This window comes from Aeoliella fuhlenseeensis, from assembly GCF_052161615.1.
Classification (GTDB): domain Bacteria; phylum Planctomycetota; class Planctomycetia; order Pirellulales; family Lacipirellulaceae; genus Aeoliella.
The window spans coordinates 3,838,992-3,855,091 of sequence record NZ_CP197417.1 but is presented as its reverse complement, the minus strand read 5'-3'; the positions used below and the strand labels follow the sequence as shown (position 1 = coordinate 3,855,091).

Genomic DNA, 16,100 nt, shown 5'->3' with positions numbered 1-16,100 from the left:
TTCCCTATAAGTTGAAGGCGTGACGGTTTATTTCGCCTGCTCGCGAGCCAGGCGTTCGGCTTTGCGCTTGATGCCATCGAGTTGGTGATCCCATAGCTGCTCGAACGACTTGACCCATTCGTGCACCACTTTCAGCTTCTCCGCTTCGAGGCTGTAAATCCGCTGTTTCCCTTGCTTCTCGACGGCGACCACCCCTACTTGTCGAAGAACACCCAGGTGTTTCGACACGGCGGGCTGAGAAAGTCCGAGCGTGGTAACGAGCACCCCGACGGTCAGCGCCCCTCGCTTGGCGAGCGTCTCGATAATTTCCCGCCGCCGCGGCTCGGCGATGGCGTTGAAGACATCGGAAGTGGTAGGGGTTCGAGGCATGTGTTGAATATATTCCTATATGGGAATATGTCAAGGTGTGCGATTAGAAATCCGTTACATCGGTAGAGAGGCCCGTGAGAGCCGGGCCGTCCCTGGCCGCCGGAAGTGTCACCGGGTGGTGCCACGGGGAGGAGCTAAACGCCGCACGCGTCAACCGAATCCTAGGATGTGTTCGATGCGGCCGTATAGTTCCGAGGTCCGGCTTCCCCTGGTCTCTCGCCAGCCCGGATCCCACGTGGAGTCAGAGTCCCGATGCGGGGTATCATCCCCGCCCTTGCGCAGCCCGACGCTGACTAGAACTTTGTGAATGTCCTCCTCGGAACTTACGCTCAGCCCGCCGCCGGTTAGAAACAACGTGAACCACCATTCGACATTACCCTGCCGTCCCAGAGCCCTCTTGAGAAACTTCACCGCCTCCGTTGGATCAAGTTGTTGTTTGCCCAGTCCTAGATATATGGCAGGTTTGCATATTCGAAGAGCAGCCATGGCAATTGAGCCAATTCCAAGTAGCCAATAGATACGTCCTGCATTCTTCTCAGACGTACTCATGAGGTGACCCACAATCCGAAAGACTTCTTGGAGTTGACGGGGAGTCGGCTGAAGAGCAATCAGGAGATCGAGAATATTTCCGATTTGATGACTGTTTGTATTAAAATAGCAGTGTCTTAGGTCAGTGCGTTCAAGGTAGTAATTAAAGTAGTCACTCACTAGCTTTTCACAGCCATCGTTTGACATTGGCGGAAGAGCGATTTCCCGTTGTACGAACTTTCGTAGATACTCGTCGAAATCTAAATTCGGGCCAAACGCTGTCTTCGCTGAGTTTTCAAGCTGCCGCCGATCGATCGCAAGAATGAATGTGGCATTCGGAACATCAAAGATGTGCTTGATGGTTTCGAGGTACGCGATCGCGTAATCAGGGCGGCATCGATCTAGTTCGTCGACAAGAAACAGGACGCCATTCGGGGCGTCTTCGACTGCTTTCGTTATTGCGCGTCGAAGACGCTCCATAGCCGACTTGCGCGACTTGAACATTGAGAATGTGTTTGCAGTCTCGTCGATGCCTTGCCGAGATGCCTTCTTTTCCTCTGCAAGCTTGCCTGCTTCTACAAAGTTGATCCCAGTGGTTTTATCCACAAGTTGCCCGGCAACAGCGGTAGCAAACCATCCGAAGTCCTTCGCGGCGTTGATAATGGTCTTCGCGGCCCCATCCTTGTGATGCGCAACCAAGGCATCAACCAGACTGGAAACGATGGCCAAGAGAGCATCGCCGTAGTAGTCGCTCTCCCAGGCATTCAGTTCGACCACCAGCGGATTAAATGAACCCGCGCCACCGGTCTCTAACCTCTTACGCCACATCTTTAGGAAAGTTGACTTGCCGGATCCAAACTTGGAGCTGAGCGCGATCACTAGGCTCCCTTCGACAAAATCATGCTCGACCGGAATGAAGCCTTCGAGACGCTCCGCAAAGGTCTGTAGTCCCAATAGGTCGTGCGTAAAGTCCGATATCTCCATGCTCTCCCTTTCGCCGATCTTTCGTCTGGTTTGGATTGCAACATCTCTCAGCTTAGGGGAATCCGCAGGTGGGTAGAACGTCCTCCTGGAATTCCCTAGGTGCTAAATGCTCCTCGGCACCCAGCGAGCCGGGCCGTCCCCGGACCCGGACTACCTTCGAGCCAAATCACGGCTTGCCTACCCGTCCTGCCATTCTGGCACCCGCCCCTATCGGCTGCCGCCACCCTCGCCGTAGAATGACCGTCGAAATCCGAGGTTTTCTCGCTTTTTTGGCCTTGGCACGCTGCTTGCATACTAGGGCGTAGAGGACACCCACGGTCTGCCACCACCGGTGTTTTCATCGCGGGGGTCGGGGCCGAGGCCGCCGAGCACGCGTCCGGAGGCCCGTCGATGGACGGGCCTCCGGGCCCGCGCTTTGGGCGCGACACGCTTGATCAAGTAATTAATTAGACAGAACTGTCTACGGACGACTGACACTTCAAAGGAGTTTTGACAGTGGCGAAACAAATGGTGTTTGACGACGAAGCTCGCCGCCCTCTGGCGGCTGGCGTCGCGAAGCTGGCTCGGGCTGTACGAAGCACGCTTGGCCCCCGCGGCCGTAATGCGGTGCTCGACAAGGGTTGGGGCTCGCCCAAGGTGACCAAAGACGGCGTGACCGTTGCTGAGGACATCGAACTGGACGACCCGTTTGAAAACCTGGGTGCCCAGCTCGTAAAGGAAGCCGCCAGCAAGACCAACGACGTCGCTGGCGACGGCACCACCACCGCCACCGTGCTGGCCGATGGCATCTTCCGCGAAGGCCTGAAGATGATCGCCGCTGGTGCCGATCCCATGGCCCTCGGCCGTGGCATCTCGAAGGCGGTCGAGGCCGTCAGCGAAGCAATCTCGAAGATGGCCGAGCCGCTGGACGTGAAGGATAAGAAGCGTCTGCAGCAAATTGCCACCATCGCCGGCAACAACGATCCCACCATCGGCTCGGTGCTCGCCGACGCCTTTAGCAAGGTCGGCAAGAACGGCGTGATCACCGTCGACGAAGGCCGTGGCAACGAGACCACCGTCGAAGTCGTCGAAGGCATGCAGTTTGATCGCGGTTACCTGTCGCCCCACTTCGTGACGAACGAAGACGACATGTCCGCCGAGCTCGACAACTGCTTGGTCCTCGTGTTCGAAGAGAAGATTTCGAACGCCAAGAATCTGGTTCCCGTCCTCGAAGCGATCAGCAAGTCGGGCAAGCCGCTGTTGATTCTGGCCGAAGACGTCGATGGCGAAGCCCTGGCGACGCTGGTCGTCAACAAGATGCGTGGCATCGTCCACGTCTGTGCCGTGAAGGCCCCTGGCTACGGCGATCGTCGCAAGGCGATGCTGGGCGACATCGCGACCCTGACCGGTGCGAACGCCATCTTCAAGGACCTCGGCATCAAGCTCGAAGCCGTCCAGCTCAGCGACCTAGGCAAGGCCAAGAAGGTCATCGTCACCGGCGACAACACCACCATTGTTGGCGGTGGTGGTTCGAAGGACGCGATCAACGGCCGTGCCGAGCAGATCCGTCGCGAGATCGAATCGACCGACAGCGACTACGACCGCGAGAAGCTGCAGGAACGCCTGGCGAAGCTCGCCGGCGGTGTGGCCGAGATCAAGTGCGGTGCCGTGACCGAGAGCGAAATGAAGGAGCGTAAGGCATTGTTTGACGATGCCCGCGCTGCTACGCACGCCGCCCTGGCCGAGGGCATTGTCCCCGGTGGTGGTGTCGCCCTGCTGCGTAGCGAAAAGGCCCTCGACAAGCTCGACCTCAAGGGAGACGAGAAGCTGGGTGCCGACATCATTCGCGCGGTGCTTGAGTACCCGCTGCGTTACATCGCCGAGAACGCCGGTGTCGACGGCGCCGTGGTGGTGAATCGCGTGCGTCGCATGAAGGGCAAGACCGAAGGGTACAACGCCGACAAGGACGAGTACACCGACTTGGTCGCCGCCGGCGTGATCGATCCCGCTCGCGTGGTGAAGACCGCGCTGCAAAACGCCGCGAGCGTCGCCGCGCTACTGCTCACCACCGATTCGCTGATCGCCGACATCCCGGCCGAAGAAGAAGCCGGCGGTGGCCACGATCATCATGATCACGGCATGGGTGGCATGGGCGGAATGGGTGGCATGGGCGGCATGGGCATGCCCGGAATGATGTAATCGACGGGGCTGTTGGCTATCGGCTTTGGGCTCTACGCCAGAAGTCGAACGAATGGCCCGCAGCTTCCAGCTAATAGCCTAGAGCCAAGCCTTACGCTTCGGCCTCAACATTCATAGATAAGTCAAATCACGAGGAAATAATCATGGCCAAAATCAAACTGCGTCCGCTAGACGATCGTGTGGTTGTGCAACCGCTGGAAGCTGAAGAGATGACCGCTGGTGGCATCGTGCTGCCGGACGCGGCTCGCGAAAAGCCTCAGCGTGGCAAGGTAATCGCCGTTGGTGCCGGCAAGCTGCTCGACAGCGGTAACCGTGGCGAGCTATCGGTCGCCGTGGGCGACGAAGTGATCTACGGCAAGTACGGCGGATCCGAGGTCGAAGTGAACGGCGAAGAGTACAAGATTCTGCGTGAGTCCGACATTCTCGCGAAGGTAACCACCTAGTAGTGCAGATGGGGAAGGTGGAAGGCAGAAGGGGGAACCCAGCCGCTTGCGTGCCCCCTTCGACCTTCCGCCTTCCCCGCTCGCCTACCTCTCCGCATCGAATCCATCAGCAACTCAACCGTTTAAGGATATTCCCGTGGCTAAACAACTCATGTTCGACGACGCCGCACGAGCTAAGATGCTCAAGGGTGTCGACAAACTGGCCGACGCCGTGGCCGTGACGATGGGCCCGACCGGTCGCAACGTCATCATCAACAAGTCGTTCGGCGGCCCGACCGTCACCAAGGACGGCGTGACCGTTAGCAAAGAGATCGAGCTCGAAGACCCGTTCGAAAACATGGGTGCCAAGCTCGTTCACGAAGTGGCCGACAAGACCTCGTCGCTCGCCGGCGATGGAACGACCACCGCTACCGTGCTCGCCCGCGCCATCCTCAAAGAAGGTGCCCGCAACATCGTAGCCGGCAGCAACCCCACGGCCGTGCGTCGTGGTATTGAGAAGGCCGTCGCGGCGGCTTGCGATTTCCTCGACTCGAAAAGCAAGAAGGTTTCGAGCAAGGAAGAAATCGCCCAGGTCGGTGCCATCAGCGCCAACAACGATCGCGAGATCGGCGACCTGCTGGCCGACGCGATGGAGAAGGTTGGTAAGGACGGCGTGATCACTGTCGAAGAAGGCAAGAGCACTGAGACGACCCTGGAGTTCGTCGAGGGCATGCAGTTCGACAAGGGTTACTTGTCGCCTTACTTCATCAACGAACCGTCGACCATGTCGGCTGCGATCGACGATGCCTACATCCTGATCCACGAGAAGAAGATTAGCAACCTTCGCGAGTTGCTGCCGATCCTCGAGCAGGTCAGCCAGAAGGGCAAGCCGCTAGTGATCATCGCCGAAGACGTCGAGGGCGAAGCCCTGGCCGCTTTGGTGGTCAACAAGCTGCGTGGCATTCTGAACGTGGCGGCGGTTAAGGCTCCTGGCTTTGGTGATCGTCGCAAGGCGATGCTCGGCGACATTGCTACCCTGACCGGCGGCACCATGCTGTCCGACGACCTGGGCAAGAAGCTCGACACCGTCACGCTCGAAGAGCTGGGTCGCGCGAAGAAGGTCACCATCACCAAGGACTCGACCACCATCGTCCAAGGTGCCGGTGCCAACGCCGAAGTGAAGAAGCGTATCGACCAGATTCGCAAGAGCATCGAAGCCAGCACCAGCGATTACGATCGCGAGAAGCTGCAAGAGCGCCTGGCGAAGCTCACTGGTGGCGTTGCCATCGTGTCGGTGGGTGCCAACAGCGAAGCCGACATGAAGCAGAAGAAGGCCCGCGTCGAAGACGCGCTGCACGCCACGCGTGCGGCCGTCGAAGAGGGTATTCTGCCTGGTGGTGGCGTGGCGCTGATTCGTTGCCGCGAAGCAGTCGAAGCCGCTCGCAGCGGCGCGAAGGGTGACGAGAAGATCGGCGTCGACATTGTACTCGGTGTGCTGAGCGCCCCGCTCAAGCAAATCGCCGACAACGGTGGTCTGCCAGGTAGCGTGGTGGCCGACGAGGTGGCCCAGAAGCCGTTCAACCACGGTTTCGACGCCAACGCCGGCGAGTACGTCGACATGCTGAAGGCGGGTGTCATCGACCCGACCAAGGTAGTGAAGACCGCCCTGTCTAACGCCGCCAGCATCGCCGGCCTGATCCTCACCACCGAGGCCCTGGTGACCAACTACGACTCGAAGGACTCGGACAAGCGTGCCGTCATCGGCTCGGTCCGCTAAGCCTCGCGAGTGTAGTTCCAAATTCGAAGCCGGGCCACTTGCGAACAGTCGCGAGTGGCCCGGTGTTTTAGCGTGCTGAGAGCGTTTGGCTAGAGGCAGTTAGCCAGAGTTCTTCATCCCTTCGCTTAAAGCCTAAAGCCAACAGCTCATGGCCACTTCATCCATGCCCACCCAACGCTGTTATTACGAAGTCCTGGGCATCGAACGCACTGCGTCCGAGGGCGATATCGCTACGGCCTATCGGAAGCTCGCGATCAAGTACCACCCCGACAAGAACCCGGGGGACGAAGAAGCCATCGCTCGCTTCAAGGAGTGCAGCGAGGCGTTCGAGGTACTGCATGACTCGCACAAACGGTCCCGCTACGACCAGTACGGCCACGCCGGTGTGAATGGCAATGGCGGGGCTCACTTCGGCGACGTCGGCGATATCTTCAGCGCGTTCGGCGATATCTTTGGTGACATCTTCGGCGGGGGCGGTGGCGGTCGGCGGGCTCGTGCTGGTCGCGACGTCCGCTGCGACGTGACGCTTACGCTTCACGAAGCGGCCGAGGGTTGCAGCAAGACCGTCGAGTTTCAGCGTCACGAGACCTGTGAAGACTGCAAAGGCTCTGGCGCCGCGGCGGGTAGCTCGCGCGAAACGTGTGCCTACTGCGCCGGCCACGGCCGCGTGATTCAGTCTGCCGGCATCGTTCGCGTACAAACCACTTGCCCTGCGTGCGGCGGCGCAGGCTCAAAGATCAAAGATCCTTGCCGCACGTGTCGCGGCAAGGGCCAACGCCTCCGCCGCGTGGTTACCGAGGTTCAGATTCCCGCTGGCGTCGACGATGGCATGCGGGTTCGCATCTCCGGCGAGGGCGAGCCCAGCGCGTCCGGCGGTCCCCCCGGCGATTGTTATTGTTTTATCTCGGTTCTCAGTCATCCACTGTTCGAGCGGCAGGGCCAGCACCTCGTGTGCAGGGTGCCGATCACTTACGCCCAGGCTGCCCTCGGGTGTACGCTGGAGGTTCCCACGCTCAACGGCCGCGGCGAGGTGAAGGTGCCAGCCGGCACGCAGTCGGGCGACGTATTCCGCCTGGGTGGCCGAGGCATGCCCGATCCGCGTTCGCACGGGCTGGGCGACCTGTTGGTGCAAGTGACCATCGAGGTACCGACGAAACTATCGAAAGAAGAACAACAACTGCTGCGCCAACTGGCCGAGCTCGAACACAAGCACGTTGCCCCGCAGCGTAAGTCGTTCTTCAAACAACTGGCGGAGTACTTCACCGCCAGCGACGAATCGGATAAGGATTAAACCGTCATGGCTAACGAAGATAACTTGGTAGAAGATTCGGACGAACTGCTCGACGCCGGCGACAACGGCGGCATGGACCTCCAGGCCGAACTCGCTTCGAAGCAAGACCAGAATCTCCGCCTGCAAGCCGAGATTCAAAATCTCCGTGGCCGCCAGGCCCGCGAGATGGCCGACCTTCGTCAGTACGCGAGCATCGACCTGATGCGCGACATCCTGCCGGCCGTCGACAACATCGACCGCGCGATCGGCGCCGCTGGTAATAGTCCTGAGGTGGCGACGCTGGTCGAGGGCTTCAAGCTCGTCCGCCAGCAATTGGTCACCGCGCTCGCTCAGCATGGTTGCAAAGAGATACCCGCCGAAGGCCAAATGTTCGACCCCGACCTGCACCAGGCGATCCTGCAACAACCCTCGGCCGATGTTCCCGCCGGCCAGATCATCATGGTCGCGCAAGCCGGCTACCAACTCCACGACCGCGTGGTCCGCGCCGCCCAAGTAATCGTCTCCGCCGGCCCCACGGGCAACGGAAACATCGCTTAACAATCATCCAACACAGGCTTACGGAATAACCACGGAGATCACAGAGCTCACAGAGATGGTTGGAACACTAATCCACGCTAATCTTCACGAATATCCGATTAGCGTTTATTAGCGCAGATTAGTGTTCCCGAATCTTCTCCTCTGCGTTCTCTGTGAACTCCGTGGTTCATGCATTTTTGGAGTTCCGATCAACAATGCCGACTTACGATTACGTCTGCGATGCGTGTGAGCATGAGTTTGAGCTGTTTCAGTCCATCTCCGAGCCGCTCAAGCGCAAGTGCCCCGAGTGTGGCAAGCTGAAGCTTCGCCGGCTGTTTGGCACCGGCGCGGCGGTCGTGTTCAAGGGCTCGGGCTTCTACGAGACCGACTACCGCAGCGACTCTTATAAGAAGGCCGCCGAGAAGGACAAGAAGTCGCAGTCCGGCGACTCGGGGGGCGACTCGAAAAAGTCGGAGTCAAAGTCCGAGGCCAAATCCTCGTCCGACTCCACCGGCTCGAAGAGCAAACCCAAGTCCAAGAAGAAGGACTAACCGTGGTCTGCCCCACCTGCAAGAAGAACTTTGACCCTCCGCAGTCCGACGCTTTGCCGTTCTGCTGCGAGCGTTGCCGGCTCATCGACCTGGGCCGCTGGCTGGGCGAGGACTTCGGCTTGCCGTCGGTCCCCGACCCCGAAGCCGACGAAACGCCCGAATCGTTCGGCGGCGACGACGATGACAGCGAACAGTGAGTGCTAGCATCGTTTCAACGTAGGCGGTCGGCTGCGGCGGCGATATACTCACGAGCTATTGGTTTGCAGCAAGGAATGCTGTCGCAGTAAAGAGCGGAGGAACCGCATGCCTCAAGATACACCGTCGTCGAATTATCGAGCCCCCGCTTGGTCGTGGCTCCTGCTCCTCAAGGCTCCCGCCATCGCGCTGCGTGGTCGCGTGATGCTGCTCGCCGCGGCGGGCGTGATCGCCGTGTGGCTTTTGGACGCGCTGGTGGGGTACACGCCAACCGAACCGTTGGTCGATGCTATTGATGCGGGGGGTGGGTTCGTGCGGACGGCGCTCGCGACGGTCGAGCACATGGCTCGCGACTTCGTCGGTCCGTTCGTCGACATCGTGCAGAACGACGATCTGCTCTCCAGTGTTCTCGCATGCCTCGCGCGACTCGCCGTGTGGGGATTTGTAGGCGGCGCGATTGTCCGCATTGCTGCACTCTCCCTGACGCGCGACGAAGACCCGAACCTCGAAGCGGCGCTGCGATACACCTGGCAACAACGGGCCGGGTTCTTTGGTGGTCCCGTTTTGCTCCTTACAGGCCTCGCGGCAATGGCGCTTCCGCTGCTCGTTGTGCGTCTGGCCATGGAAGTCTCGTGGCTCGCCACCGGCATCGCGGTGATTTGGCCTATCGTGATCGTGGTTGCAATCGTCGCGACGCTGTACGGCGTGGCGGCACTCGCGGGTTGGCCGTTCGTGTGGGCCGCCGCCGCCGTGGATGGCAGCGACTCGTTCGACGCCGTGAGCCGAATGTTTGCCTACCTCTATCAAAAGCCACTTAGGCTTGTGGGCTACGCCGCGGTGCTTGGCGTGGTCGCCGCCGCGTCGGCGGGCGTTGCAACGGGTTTCATGATTGCCGTCGATCAAGTCTCGGAGTTCGCCGCTGGTTCGCCCGACAATCCGTGGGCGCTCACGACCATCGCGTGGTGGAACGCCGCGGCACTCTCGCTCATCGTCGTCTACCTCACCGCGCTGGTGTGGACCTCGGGTGCCGCGCTCTACTTGCTACGCCGCCAAGACGTCGATGGCGTGCATGTCGATGAAGTGTTCATCGACCCTGCGGAGTTCGATGGTGGTATCCCAACGCTTCGCGATGGCCCCACGGGCGTGCCTGAGTTCGACGACCAATCCGACGCGGCGTGAAGAAGAATTAGTCGCGGATCTTCGCAGATCGCAACGGATGTACGCGGATAAGGCCTGATTGAAGTCAATTGTGCAAGGAATATTTGCTAAGGTCTCTCGTTCCGGGTTAAAGAACTGAATTCGCGCCAATCTGCTCAGATCCTCGCGCATCCGCGACTAATTCTTCAACCGAGAACCTCAGAGATCACCTTCGCCATATCCCGGTGAAACTGCCCTCGAGTGAGCACCTTGGTGCAGCCAGCGTCGCTCGCTGCTTGAAGCTTCGCTTCGTGCACATGCGGACCGAACGCTATGATCGGCACTTCGGCACCGGCGGCTTCGCGAATCGCCGCGACCGCCGCGGCCACGTCGTCGACTCCATTGAGATCGAGCACCGCGACACTTACGGGCGCTGGAAGTTCGAGTCCCGCGAGCCGTCCGACCGCGACTGCACGGCAGGGGAGGGCGAGCTGTCTCGCGGCGTGTTCGATCGGCGCGGTGGCCATCAGGTCGTTAGTAATGGCGAGCAGCATGGTACTAGATGGCTCCCGGGCCGGCTTGGCCATCGCTGATCTGGATGGCCCGCTCCATCGGCACGACAAACACCTTGCCATCGCCGATGTAGCCTTCGACGCTACTTCGCGCGTGGTCTTCCAGGCAGGCGATCGTCTTGTCGACGAAGTCGTCGTTCACGGCGATCTCGAGCTGCACCTTGCGGAGCAGGTTGGTCTCGTACTCATGCCCGCGATAGGTCTCGATGTGCCCGCGCTGCCGCGCGTACCCCATCGCGTCGAGCACCGTCATCCGCGTCACGCCGATGTTTACGAGTGCCTTCTCGACCGACGCCAACTTCGTCGGTTGAATGACCGCCCATATTAGTTTCATCCGCTTGTCCTCCGCCTGGAGAGATTCGCTAGTGTATGCGCGTAGACGATCCCCAATCTTGTTCCCTCTCCCCCGTCGTTTCGCTTCGTTTCCGCGTCAATCAACTATCGCGTGTGACTGCGAAACGATGGGGGAGAGGGTTAGGGTGAGGGGGTGACCCTCGCACACGTTTCGAATCGAAAAAGCAAAACGTTCGCCCTGCTTGATTTCTCAAGAAGGGCGAACGTTGATCATAACGCATTAAGTTGTGTTCGCGGAAGGTCTTAAGGCTGCGCCACAAACCGGGCATCCATCACCTTCTCGATCCGGGCCGAAGTCTCCTCCAGATGGGCCTGGGTATACCGGTCGAGCGAATCGCCCGACTCCTTCAGGTACTCGTCGATCATCTTCTTGAGCCGGCCGAGCTCGCTGTAGGCCATCGTCTGGCAATCCTCCGGAGCACCCGCTCCCAGGGCCAACTGGCTCAAACGGTCGAGATACGCCCGCTGCACGTTACGCCGGAGGCTCGCAATCGCCGGCTGACGCAGCGTGTACTCGCTATCCTCTTTGCTTTCGGCAACCAGCTCAGCGAACATCGAATCGGTGAGCGTTGTTAGCAACTCGGCGGTCGTAAACGCGTCTTCGTCCGCCGACTGCTTCAATTCCGAGTCGTGAATCCGCATCAGAGTCAGGTTCGACAGCAGCTGCTCGAGCACCCGTTGCTGCCAGAGGAGAATCGTCTGATGCGCGGGGTAGTCGTGACGCTCCATGTCCTCGACGCCCCAGTGGCTCCACTTCGAGGCGGCCAGCTTGTTATAGAGCTCGGGTGGGAAGTTGAACGGCGTGGCCGTAAACATTTGGTCGCACACCAGCTCCAGCGCCTCGCGCTGCTTCTTGGCCGGCACCACTTCGAACGGCTCCGGCGCGTCCTTGTCTCCCTTGTGGCTGCGATTCACGTGCACGCCACCGACGTAACGCGACACCATGAACATCGCCTTGCCGTGCGTCGACAGCAGCACGCCAAACGCACGCCGAGCCCGCTCATACCCTTCGCCATCCTCGACCAGCGAGTCGGCAATGGTGGGCATCGTTTCGCTGACGAGCTGTGCCTCGCGCTTCGCGTACTCCACTAGGTCGTTCGAGAAGTCGAAGCGATTGCTGTGCGGATCGGGGTCGATCCCGCGGGTGTTCTCATCGGTCGAGAAGGCAAGTTCCGCCTCGCCGCTGCGGGCCGCGATCTTGCCAAGTTCTTTGAGTTCGTCCTGAGGCTTTGCGGCCTTGATCGGCGTGTAGCCGTACTCAATGGCCCAGTAGTCGTAGGGGCCAATGGTCGTGGAATAGTAGTCGCCCTGCTTTTCGCTCGCCGGCGCGATGTTCGCGGGGGCGTAGTCCATCACCGACGCCGTGAGGCCTGTCTTCGAAGTCTTCTCCGGATCGTTGATGTCCTTGATCGAGTACAGGGTGCTCGCCTTGAAGTTGTGACGCAGGCCGAGCGTGTGGCCCACTTCGTGCATCGCCACTTCTTTCAGGCCCTGCAAAATCATCTTGTCCATGTCGGCCGCACTACGCGTACGGGTCGCAGCGACCGTCGCACCGAGTGCGAGTTGATGCGACATGCCACCCAGCAAGTTGCACATGCAGCCCGCGTGATGACCAGCGTGCGGCATGTTCGGCTGCATCAATTGAGCCCGGCGATACGCCTCGATTTCGAGTGGCCCGCCAGTGAGCGCGGCGATCGAGTCGGGCGTGAACGTTTCGTATTCCTGCTTCCAGAACTGCAGGAAGTCGGCGTCGAAGATAATGTCGGCGTCGAGAATCTGTCCCGTGTTGGGATTCACCCGCGACGGGCCCATCGCGAAGCCTGCCCCCGCGGTAATCCAGCGGAACGTGTTGTAACGCACATCCCCCGGCTCCCAGGTCGCGTCGTCGGGCTGCTGACGAACCTCCACCGCGTTGTAGTAGCCGGCCTTTTCAAACGCTTTGTTCCACTCTTCAATACCGTCGCGGATCGGCTTGCGGTACTTAAACGGAATCGTCTTCTCGAGCCAGAACACAATCGGCTCCTTCGGCGGCGACTTCTCCGCCTCGGGGTCGCTCTTCTCGAGGTTCCAGCGATTGATATAACGCACAAACCGATCTTCGGTCTCGGCGGTCGAAAAGTCCTTGACCACTGTCAGGAAGTAACCCACTCGGTCGTCCGCGAGGCGTGGCTTGTAGTTCGTCTGCGGCAGTTTGCTAATCGAGTAGTGCACGTTCACCGTCACGCCACGCGAGTCAGCCACCGTGTCCATGGTCGACTCTCCACCCGACGCGTAAGTCGCGGCGACTTGTACTTCGACGTTCTTCGGATGCGCTTCGATGCCGGCCCAGTTGCTCTTGTTCGCGGCGAACTGGAATCCACGCAGCACCTGGCTGATCTGTGGCAAATCGCTCAGCAGTACCGGCGTCAGATCAACGACCACCGTACCATTGGGGCCTGTTGTGGCGATCGGCAGACTAAATAGCACGCTGTCGGTGTAGGCAAGTTCGACCGCACGCTTGGCGGGGCTGCCACTATCGGCAGTGAATCGAACATTGCGACGCACGATTTGAACTTGATCGCCAACGCGCCGAAACTGCCAAACCCAGTCGTCGCCAAAGCCCCAGCTATAACCGCCGAGCAGTGGCCGCTGACCAATGCCTTTGGCAATGGTGATGAGCACGAAGAAATCTTGATTGAAGTCGTCGGGTTTCAGTTCGACGAACAACTTCGTCTCTCCTTGGTGCAAAGTGAGGAGGCCCGACTTCGACTTGGTGTCCTTGAGCACTTTGTCATAAGGCGGAAACTTCGGCTCGGCGGCTTTCTGTGCCGCCGCGGCCGCCCCCGGCGCACCACCAGCCGCCCCGTCCGCCGGCGCCGAAACCTCGTCGGCCGTCGCCGCAGCAGCCTGCTCGCCCTTTGGTTCTTCCTTCGCTTCGTCTCCCCGCGCGAAACTCCCTAAGGTCAACACACTAAACGCCAATAGCCAAACGGGAATACGAAGATTGTGCACTTGAGTAGCCTCGAAGGAAGGAGTACCGAAGGTGGCACCCGCGGGTGGGAATCTGCCGTTCGTGCAGATCAGGCGGGCAATAGGGAGCCCCCAGAATATAGCTTACAGGGGTGCCGTTGTCGAAACTTTTTCGGGGCCCCTGTTGTCCCCTCTCCCCCAGTCCGTTCGCGCACCAGACCGGCCATTCGTTAACGCACACTCGCGAACGGATGGGGGAGAGGGCTAGGGTGAGGGGGCCCTCACTGCGAGTGGATGGTGCCATTTTTCTACGTGGCGTAAGCATCCTGCTCGCGAACTTCACTATTCCTCGGCGGCAAGGACCCTCTGCCATAAGCCGCGGAGCGGCGGTAGCGCGTAGCCCCGGGACCACATGCCCCACCTAGTTGAAAGCCGCGGAGCGGCGACAGCGAATCTCCGCCATCGAGCAGAGCGAATCCGAACTCGCCGCCGGGATCCATTGCTCGGTCGCGTAGTTTCTCATTGACTGTGACCCGCTGCCGCCGCTCCGCGGCTGGGGACATACCAGACCCCACCCCCTGGGGCTCGCGCCCCAGGCTATGCGCTGTCGCCACTCCGTGGCTGCGGGGTTTAGGTCGCTCTTTTCCGATTTCTTCCCGGATTCCTGAACCCTTTTAGAAATCTTGAGAAAATGTACAAACGTTCCAAAAAGGGACTAGAAAGTACTCGCGCCCATGTTCTAATTTCGCATGTAGGCCGGATCAAGCGGAGCGCCGACCCGGCAATGGACGCGTAAAAAAAGGAGAAACTAAGCCATCCAGAACACGCCCCGTAGCATGGCCGCCCCGGCCATGTCCTGCATGTCACTCGCTCGCGACACACGGCCGAGGGCGGCCATGCTACACGCTTTCGCCTTCGCGGGAGCGACTTGCATAAGCGACCACAAATCCAACACGCCAAGCGCCGGGTCGGCGCGGAGCTTGACTCGGCCTACGCGACTCACCGTTAGTAAAGTCGCACCTGCGGTGAACCCCTGCGACATTACTCTTTTCGCGAGATCCCATGAACGATGATTTCACCCGAGAAATTACGACGCTTTGCAGTTCCGCCAGTTTTCTCCAAAAGAGTAAAGTCGCACCCAGTGAGAAAGTCGTAAAAGTGGGACTTTACTCTTAGGAAATCAACTTCGGAATCACCACGGCCCTAACGGGCCCCGGTCGCGTCGTTACGTTTTCAGTTTCATTCAACGAACACACAGAGCTTTCGTGTCCGACGCTCTCCTCCAACTCGCCCATCGTTCGTGGCCTGCCGTTGTTTCGGCGATGGCTTCGATCGAGCCTGTCACCGCTCGCAGGCTGAGCGACGACCCGCTTTTTCGAATTGCAAGCGGTGGCGAGGCGTACGCACTTCGAGGCTGGAGCAAGGACCAACTCGCGCAAGCGAAGGCAACAACGCGATTCGTGCAGCACTTGGCTCAGTCGAAAAAACTGTGTGTCCCGCCACCCATCCCTTCGATCGAGTTCGAAACGCTGGTCCAGTTCCAAGATGGTTATTGGCAACTCTCTCCGTGGCTTTCCGGCGAATCCGATTTCGAGCAGTGTCCATCTCGCGAACGCGTGGAATCCATGTGCGAGTCACTGGCCTTGCTTCATTTGGAAGGTGCGAAGTTGGCGGTTGCTCAACGACTGGTTCACTTGGAGCAGCGAGAGGCCCAACTTGCGGAGTTGGCCAAGTCGCTCGACGCGGGCGACTTCGTGGTGAATCATGAGCAACTTGATCTTCCCGCTAATATTTCAAGCTCGCTGCGACGGGGCGTGTCGCTGGTTCAGGCGCAAGCCGTCCAATTCCAAAACCCTTTGACCTCGCGGCAATGGATTTGGGGCGATGCGTGGCATAACAACTTTCTGTTTGCCGGCGACCGCGTGGTTGGTTTGGTCGATTTCGCCACGGTTCGCGTCGATACGCCACTTGCCGATCTCGCTAGGCTCCTCGGCAGCGCGATCACCGACCACCCAGATTGGTGGCAAGCGGGCCTCGATTCCTACGCCCGCGTGCGCCCGCTTTTGGCTGCCGACCGCGAGTTCATTCGCCACTTGGTGGATGTGGGCACTCTCGTATCGCTTGGCAACTGGCTCCGATGGCTCGGGGTGGAACATAGGGAGTTCCCGAATCCCGCCGAAGCCCATCGTCGATTACACCATTTTCACCGCCGGCTTACCGAACTGCTGGCACGCAGCGTTCCTCCGTAACCCCATTTGGGCGTGGGGTCGATGTTTT

General features: G+C 59.9%; 15 protein-coding genes. 9 read left to right on the top strand and 6 right to left on the bottom strand.

Features of this window, described 5'->3' with window-relative positions; genetic code table 11:
• Positions 1–27: 27 nt before the first annotated feature.
• A complete protein-coding gene (locus SH292x_RS15185) occupies positions 28–369 on the bottom strand; it encodes an ArsR/SmtB family transcription factor (RefSeq protein ID WP_442481858.1) in 342 nt (113 codons plus the stop codon).
• 150 nt (positions 370–519) lie between these two features.
• Positions 520–1,881: a KAP family P-loop NTPase fold protein gene (locus tag SH292x_RS15180; RefSeq protein WP_442481857.1), complete on the bottom strand. Its 1,362-nt coding sequence runs from the start codon at positions 1,879–1,881 to the stop codon at positions 520–522.
• Positions 1,882–2,388: 507 nt separating this feature from the next.
• Between SH292x_RS15180 and groL (SH292x_RS15175) the strand changes: the two genes are divergently transcribed.
• The 8 genes from groL (SH292x_RS15175) to SH292x_RS15140 all read left to right on the top strand — a co-directional run bounded on the left by groL (SH292x_RS15175) (position 2,389) and on the right by SH292x_RS15140 (position 9,990).
• Positions 2,389–4,059: a chaperonin GroEL gene (groL, locus tag SH292x_RS15175; RefSeq protein ID WP_442485862.1), complete on the top strand. Its 1,671-nt coding sequence runs from the start codon at positions 2,389–2,391 to the stop codon at positions 4,057–4,059.
• Between the two features lie 143 nt (positions 4,060–4,202).
• Positions 4,203–4,502, top strand: coding sequence for a co-chaperone GroES (gene groES / locus SH292x_RS15170; protein WP_442481856.1), 300 nt, complete (start codon positions 4,203–4,205; stop codon positions 4,500–4,502).
• Between the two features lie 136 nt (positions 4,503–4,638).
• The gene (gene groL / locus SH292x_RS15165) at positions 4,639–6,258 is read left to right on the top strand and encodes a chaperonin GroEL (protein ID WP_442481855.1); all 1,620 of its coding nucleotides are present in this window, start codon (positions 4,639–4,641) and stop codon (positions 6,256–6,258) included.
• A 163-nt stretch (positions 6,259–6,421) separates the two neighbouring features.
• Positions 6,422–7,549: a molecular chaperone DnaJ gene (gene dnaJ / locus SH292x_RS15160; RefSeq protein WP_442481854.1), complete on the top strand. Its 1,128-nt coding sequence runs from the start codon at positions 6,422–6,424 to the stop codon at positions 7,547–7,549.
• 6 nt (positions 7,550–7,555) lie between these two features.
• Entirely contained in the window at positions 7,556–8,086 is a 531-nt protein-coding gene (gene grpE / locus SH292x_RS15155) for a nucleotide exchange factor GrpE (RefSeq protein WP_442481853.1), read from the top strand.
• Positions 8,087–8,280: 194 nt separating this feature from the next.
• On the top strand, positions 8,281–8,616 hold the full coding sequence (locus SH292x_RS15150) for an FmdB family zinc ribbon protein (RefSeq protein WP_442481852.1): 336 nt from the start codon (positions 8,281–8,283) through the stop codon (positions 8,614–8,616).
• A 2-nt stretch (positions 8,617–8,618) separates the two neighbouring features.
• Positions 8,619–8,813 (top strand): DNA gyrase inhibitor YacG, encoded by a 195-nt coding sequence (locus SH292x_RS15145; RefSeq protein WP_442481851.1) that lies wholly within the window; start codon positions 8,619–8,621, stop codon positions 8,811–8,813.
• Positions 8,814–8,919: 106 nt separating this feature from the next.
• Complete coding sequence (locus SH292x_RS15140) at positions 8,920–9,990, top strand: hypothetical protein (protein ID WP_442481850.1); 1,071 nt, start codon at positions 8,920–8,922, stop codon at positions 9,988–9,990.
• Between the two features lie 164 nt (positions 9,991–10,154).
• On the opposite strand, the gene SH292x_RS15135 is transcribed toward SH292x_RS15140, so the two are convergent.
• The 4 genes from SH292x_RS15135 to SH292x_RS15120 form a co-directional block, all read right to left on the bottom strand.
• A complete protein-coding gene (locus tag SH292x_RS15135) occupies positions 10,155–10,502 on the bottom strand; it encodes a hypothetical protein (protein WP_442481849.1) in 348 nt (115 codons plus the stop codon).
• A gap of 4 nt (positions 10,503–10,506) precedes the next feature.
• Positions 10,507–10,854 carry a P-II family nitrogen regulator gene (locus tag SH292x_RS15130; protein ID WP_442481848.1) on the bottom strand — a complete coding sequence of 116 codons (348 nt, stop codon included), beginning with the start codon at positions 10,852–10,854 and terminating at the stop codon, positions 10,507–10,509.
• Between the two features lie 263 nt (positions 10,855–11,117).
• Positions 11,118–13,865: a zinc-dependent metalloprotease gene (locus SH292x_RS15125; RefSeq protein ID WP_442481847.1), complete on the bottom strand. Its 2,748-nt coding sequence runs from the start codon at positions 13,863–13,865 to the stop codon at positions 11,118–11,120.
• Between the two features lie 766 nt (positions 13,866–14,631).
• Positions 14,632–14,865 (bottom strand): hypothetical protein, encoded by a 234-nt coding sequence (locus SH292x_RS15120; RefSeq protein ID WP_442481846.1) that lies wholly within the window; start codon positions 14,863–14,865, stop codon positions 14,632–14,634.
• A gap of 223 nt (positions 14,866–15,088) precedes the next feature.
• On the opposite strand from SH292x_RS15120, the gene SH292x_RS15115 reads away from it, so the two are divergent.
• A complete protein-coding gene (locus SH292x_RS15115) occupies positions 15,089–16,072 on the top strand; it encodes a phosphotransferase enzyme family protein (RefSeq protein ID WP_442481845.1) in 984 nt (327 codons plus the stop codon).
• Positions 16,073–16,100: the final 28 nt, after the last annotated feature.

Bases quoted from the DNA above. Each gene is read 5' to 3' on its own strand.
- dnaJ (WP_442481854.1), top strand. From the start codon at position 6,422: ATGCCCACCCAACGCTGTTATTACGAAGTCCTGGGCATCGAACGCACT.
- SH292x_RS15150 (WP_442481852.1), top strand. From the start codon at position 8,281: ATGCCGACTTACGATTACGTCTGCGATGCGTGTGAGCATGAGTTTGAG.
- grpE (WP_442481853.1), top strand. From the start codon at position 7,556: ATGGCTAACGAAGATAACTTGGTAGAAGATTCGGACGAACTGCTCGAC.
- groES (WP_442481856.1), top strand. From the start codon at position 4,203: ATGGCCAAAATCAAACTGCGTCCGCTAGACGATCGTGTGGTTGTGCAA.
- SH292x_RS15130 (WP_442481848.1), bottom strand. From the start codon at position 10,854: ATGAAACTAATATGGGCGGTCATTCAACCGACGAAGTTGGCGTCGGTC.
- SH292x_RS15120 (WP_442481846.1), bottom strand. From the start codon at position 14,865: ATGTCGCAGGGGTTCACCGCAGGTGCGACTTTACTAACGGTGAGTCGC.
- SH292x_RS15180 (WP_442481857.1), bottom strand. From the start codon at position 1,881: ATGGAGATATCGGACTTTACGCACGACCTATTGGGACTACAGACCTTT.
- groL (WP_442485862.1), top strand. From the start codon at position 2,389: ATGGTGTTTGACGACGAAGCTCGCCGCCCTCTGGCGGCTGGCGTCGCG.
- SH292x_RS15185 (WP_442481858.1), bottom strand. From the start codon at position 369: ATGCCTCGAACCCCTACCACTTCCGATGTCTTCAACGCCATCGCCGAG.
- SH292x_RS15140 (WP_442481850.1), top strand. From the start codon at position 8,920: ATGCCTCAAGATACACCGTCGTCGAATTATCGAGCCCCCGCTTGGTCG.
- SH292x_RS15135 (WP_442481849.1), bottom strand. From the start codon at position 10,502: ATGCTGCTCGCCATTACTAACGACCTGATGGCCACCGCGCCGATCGAA.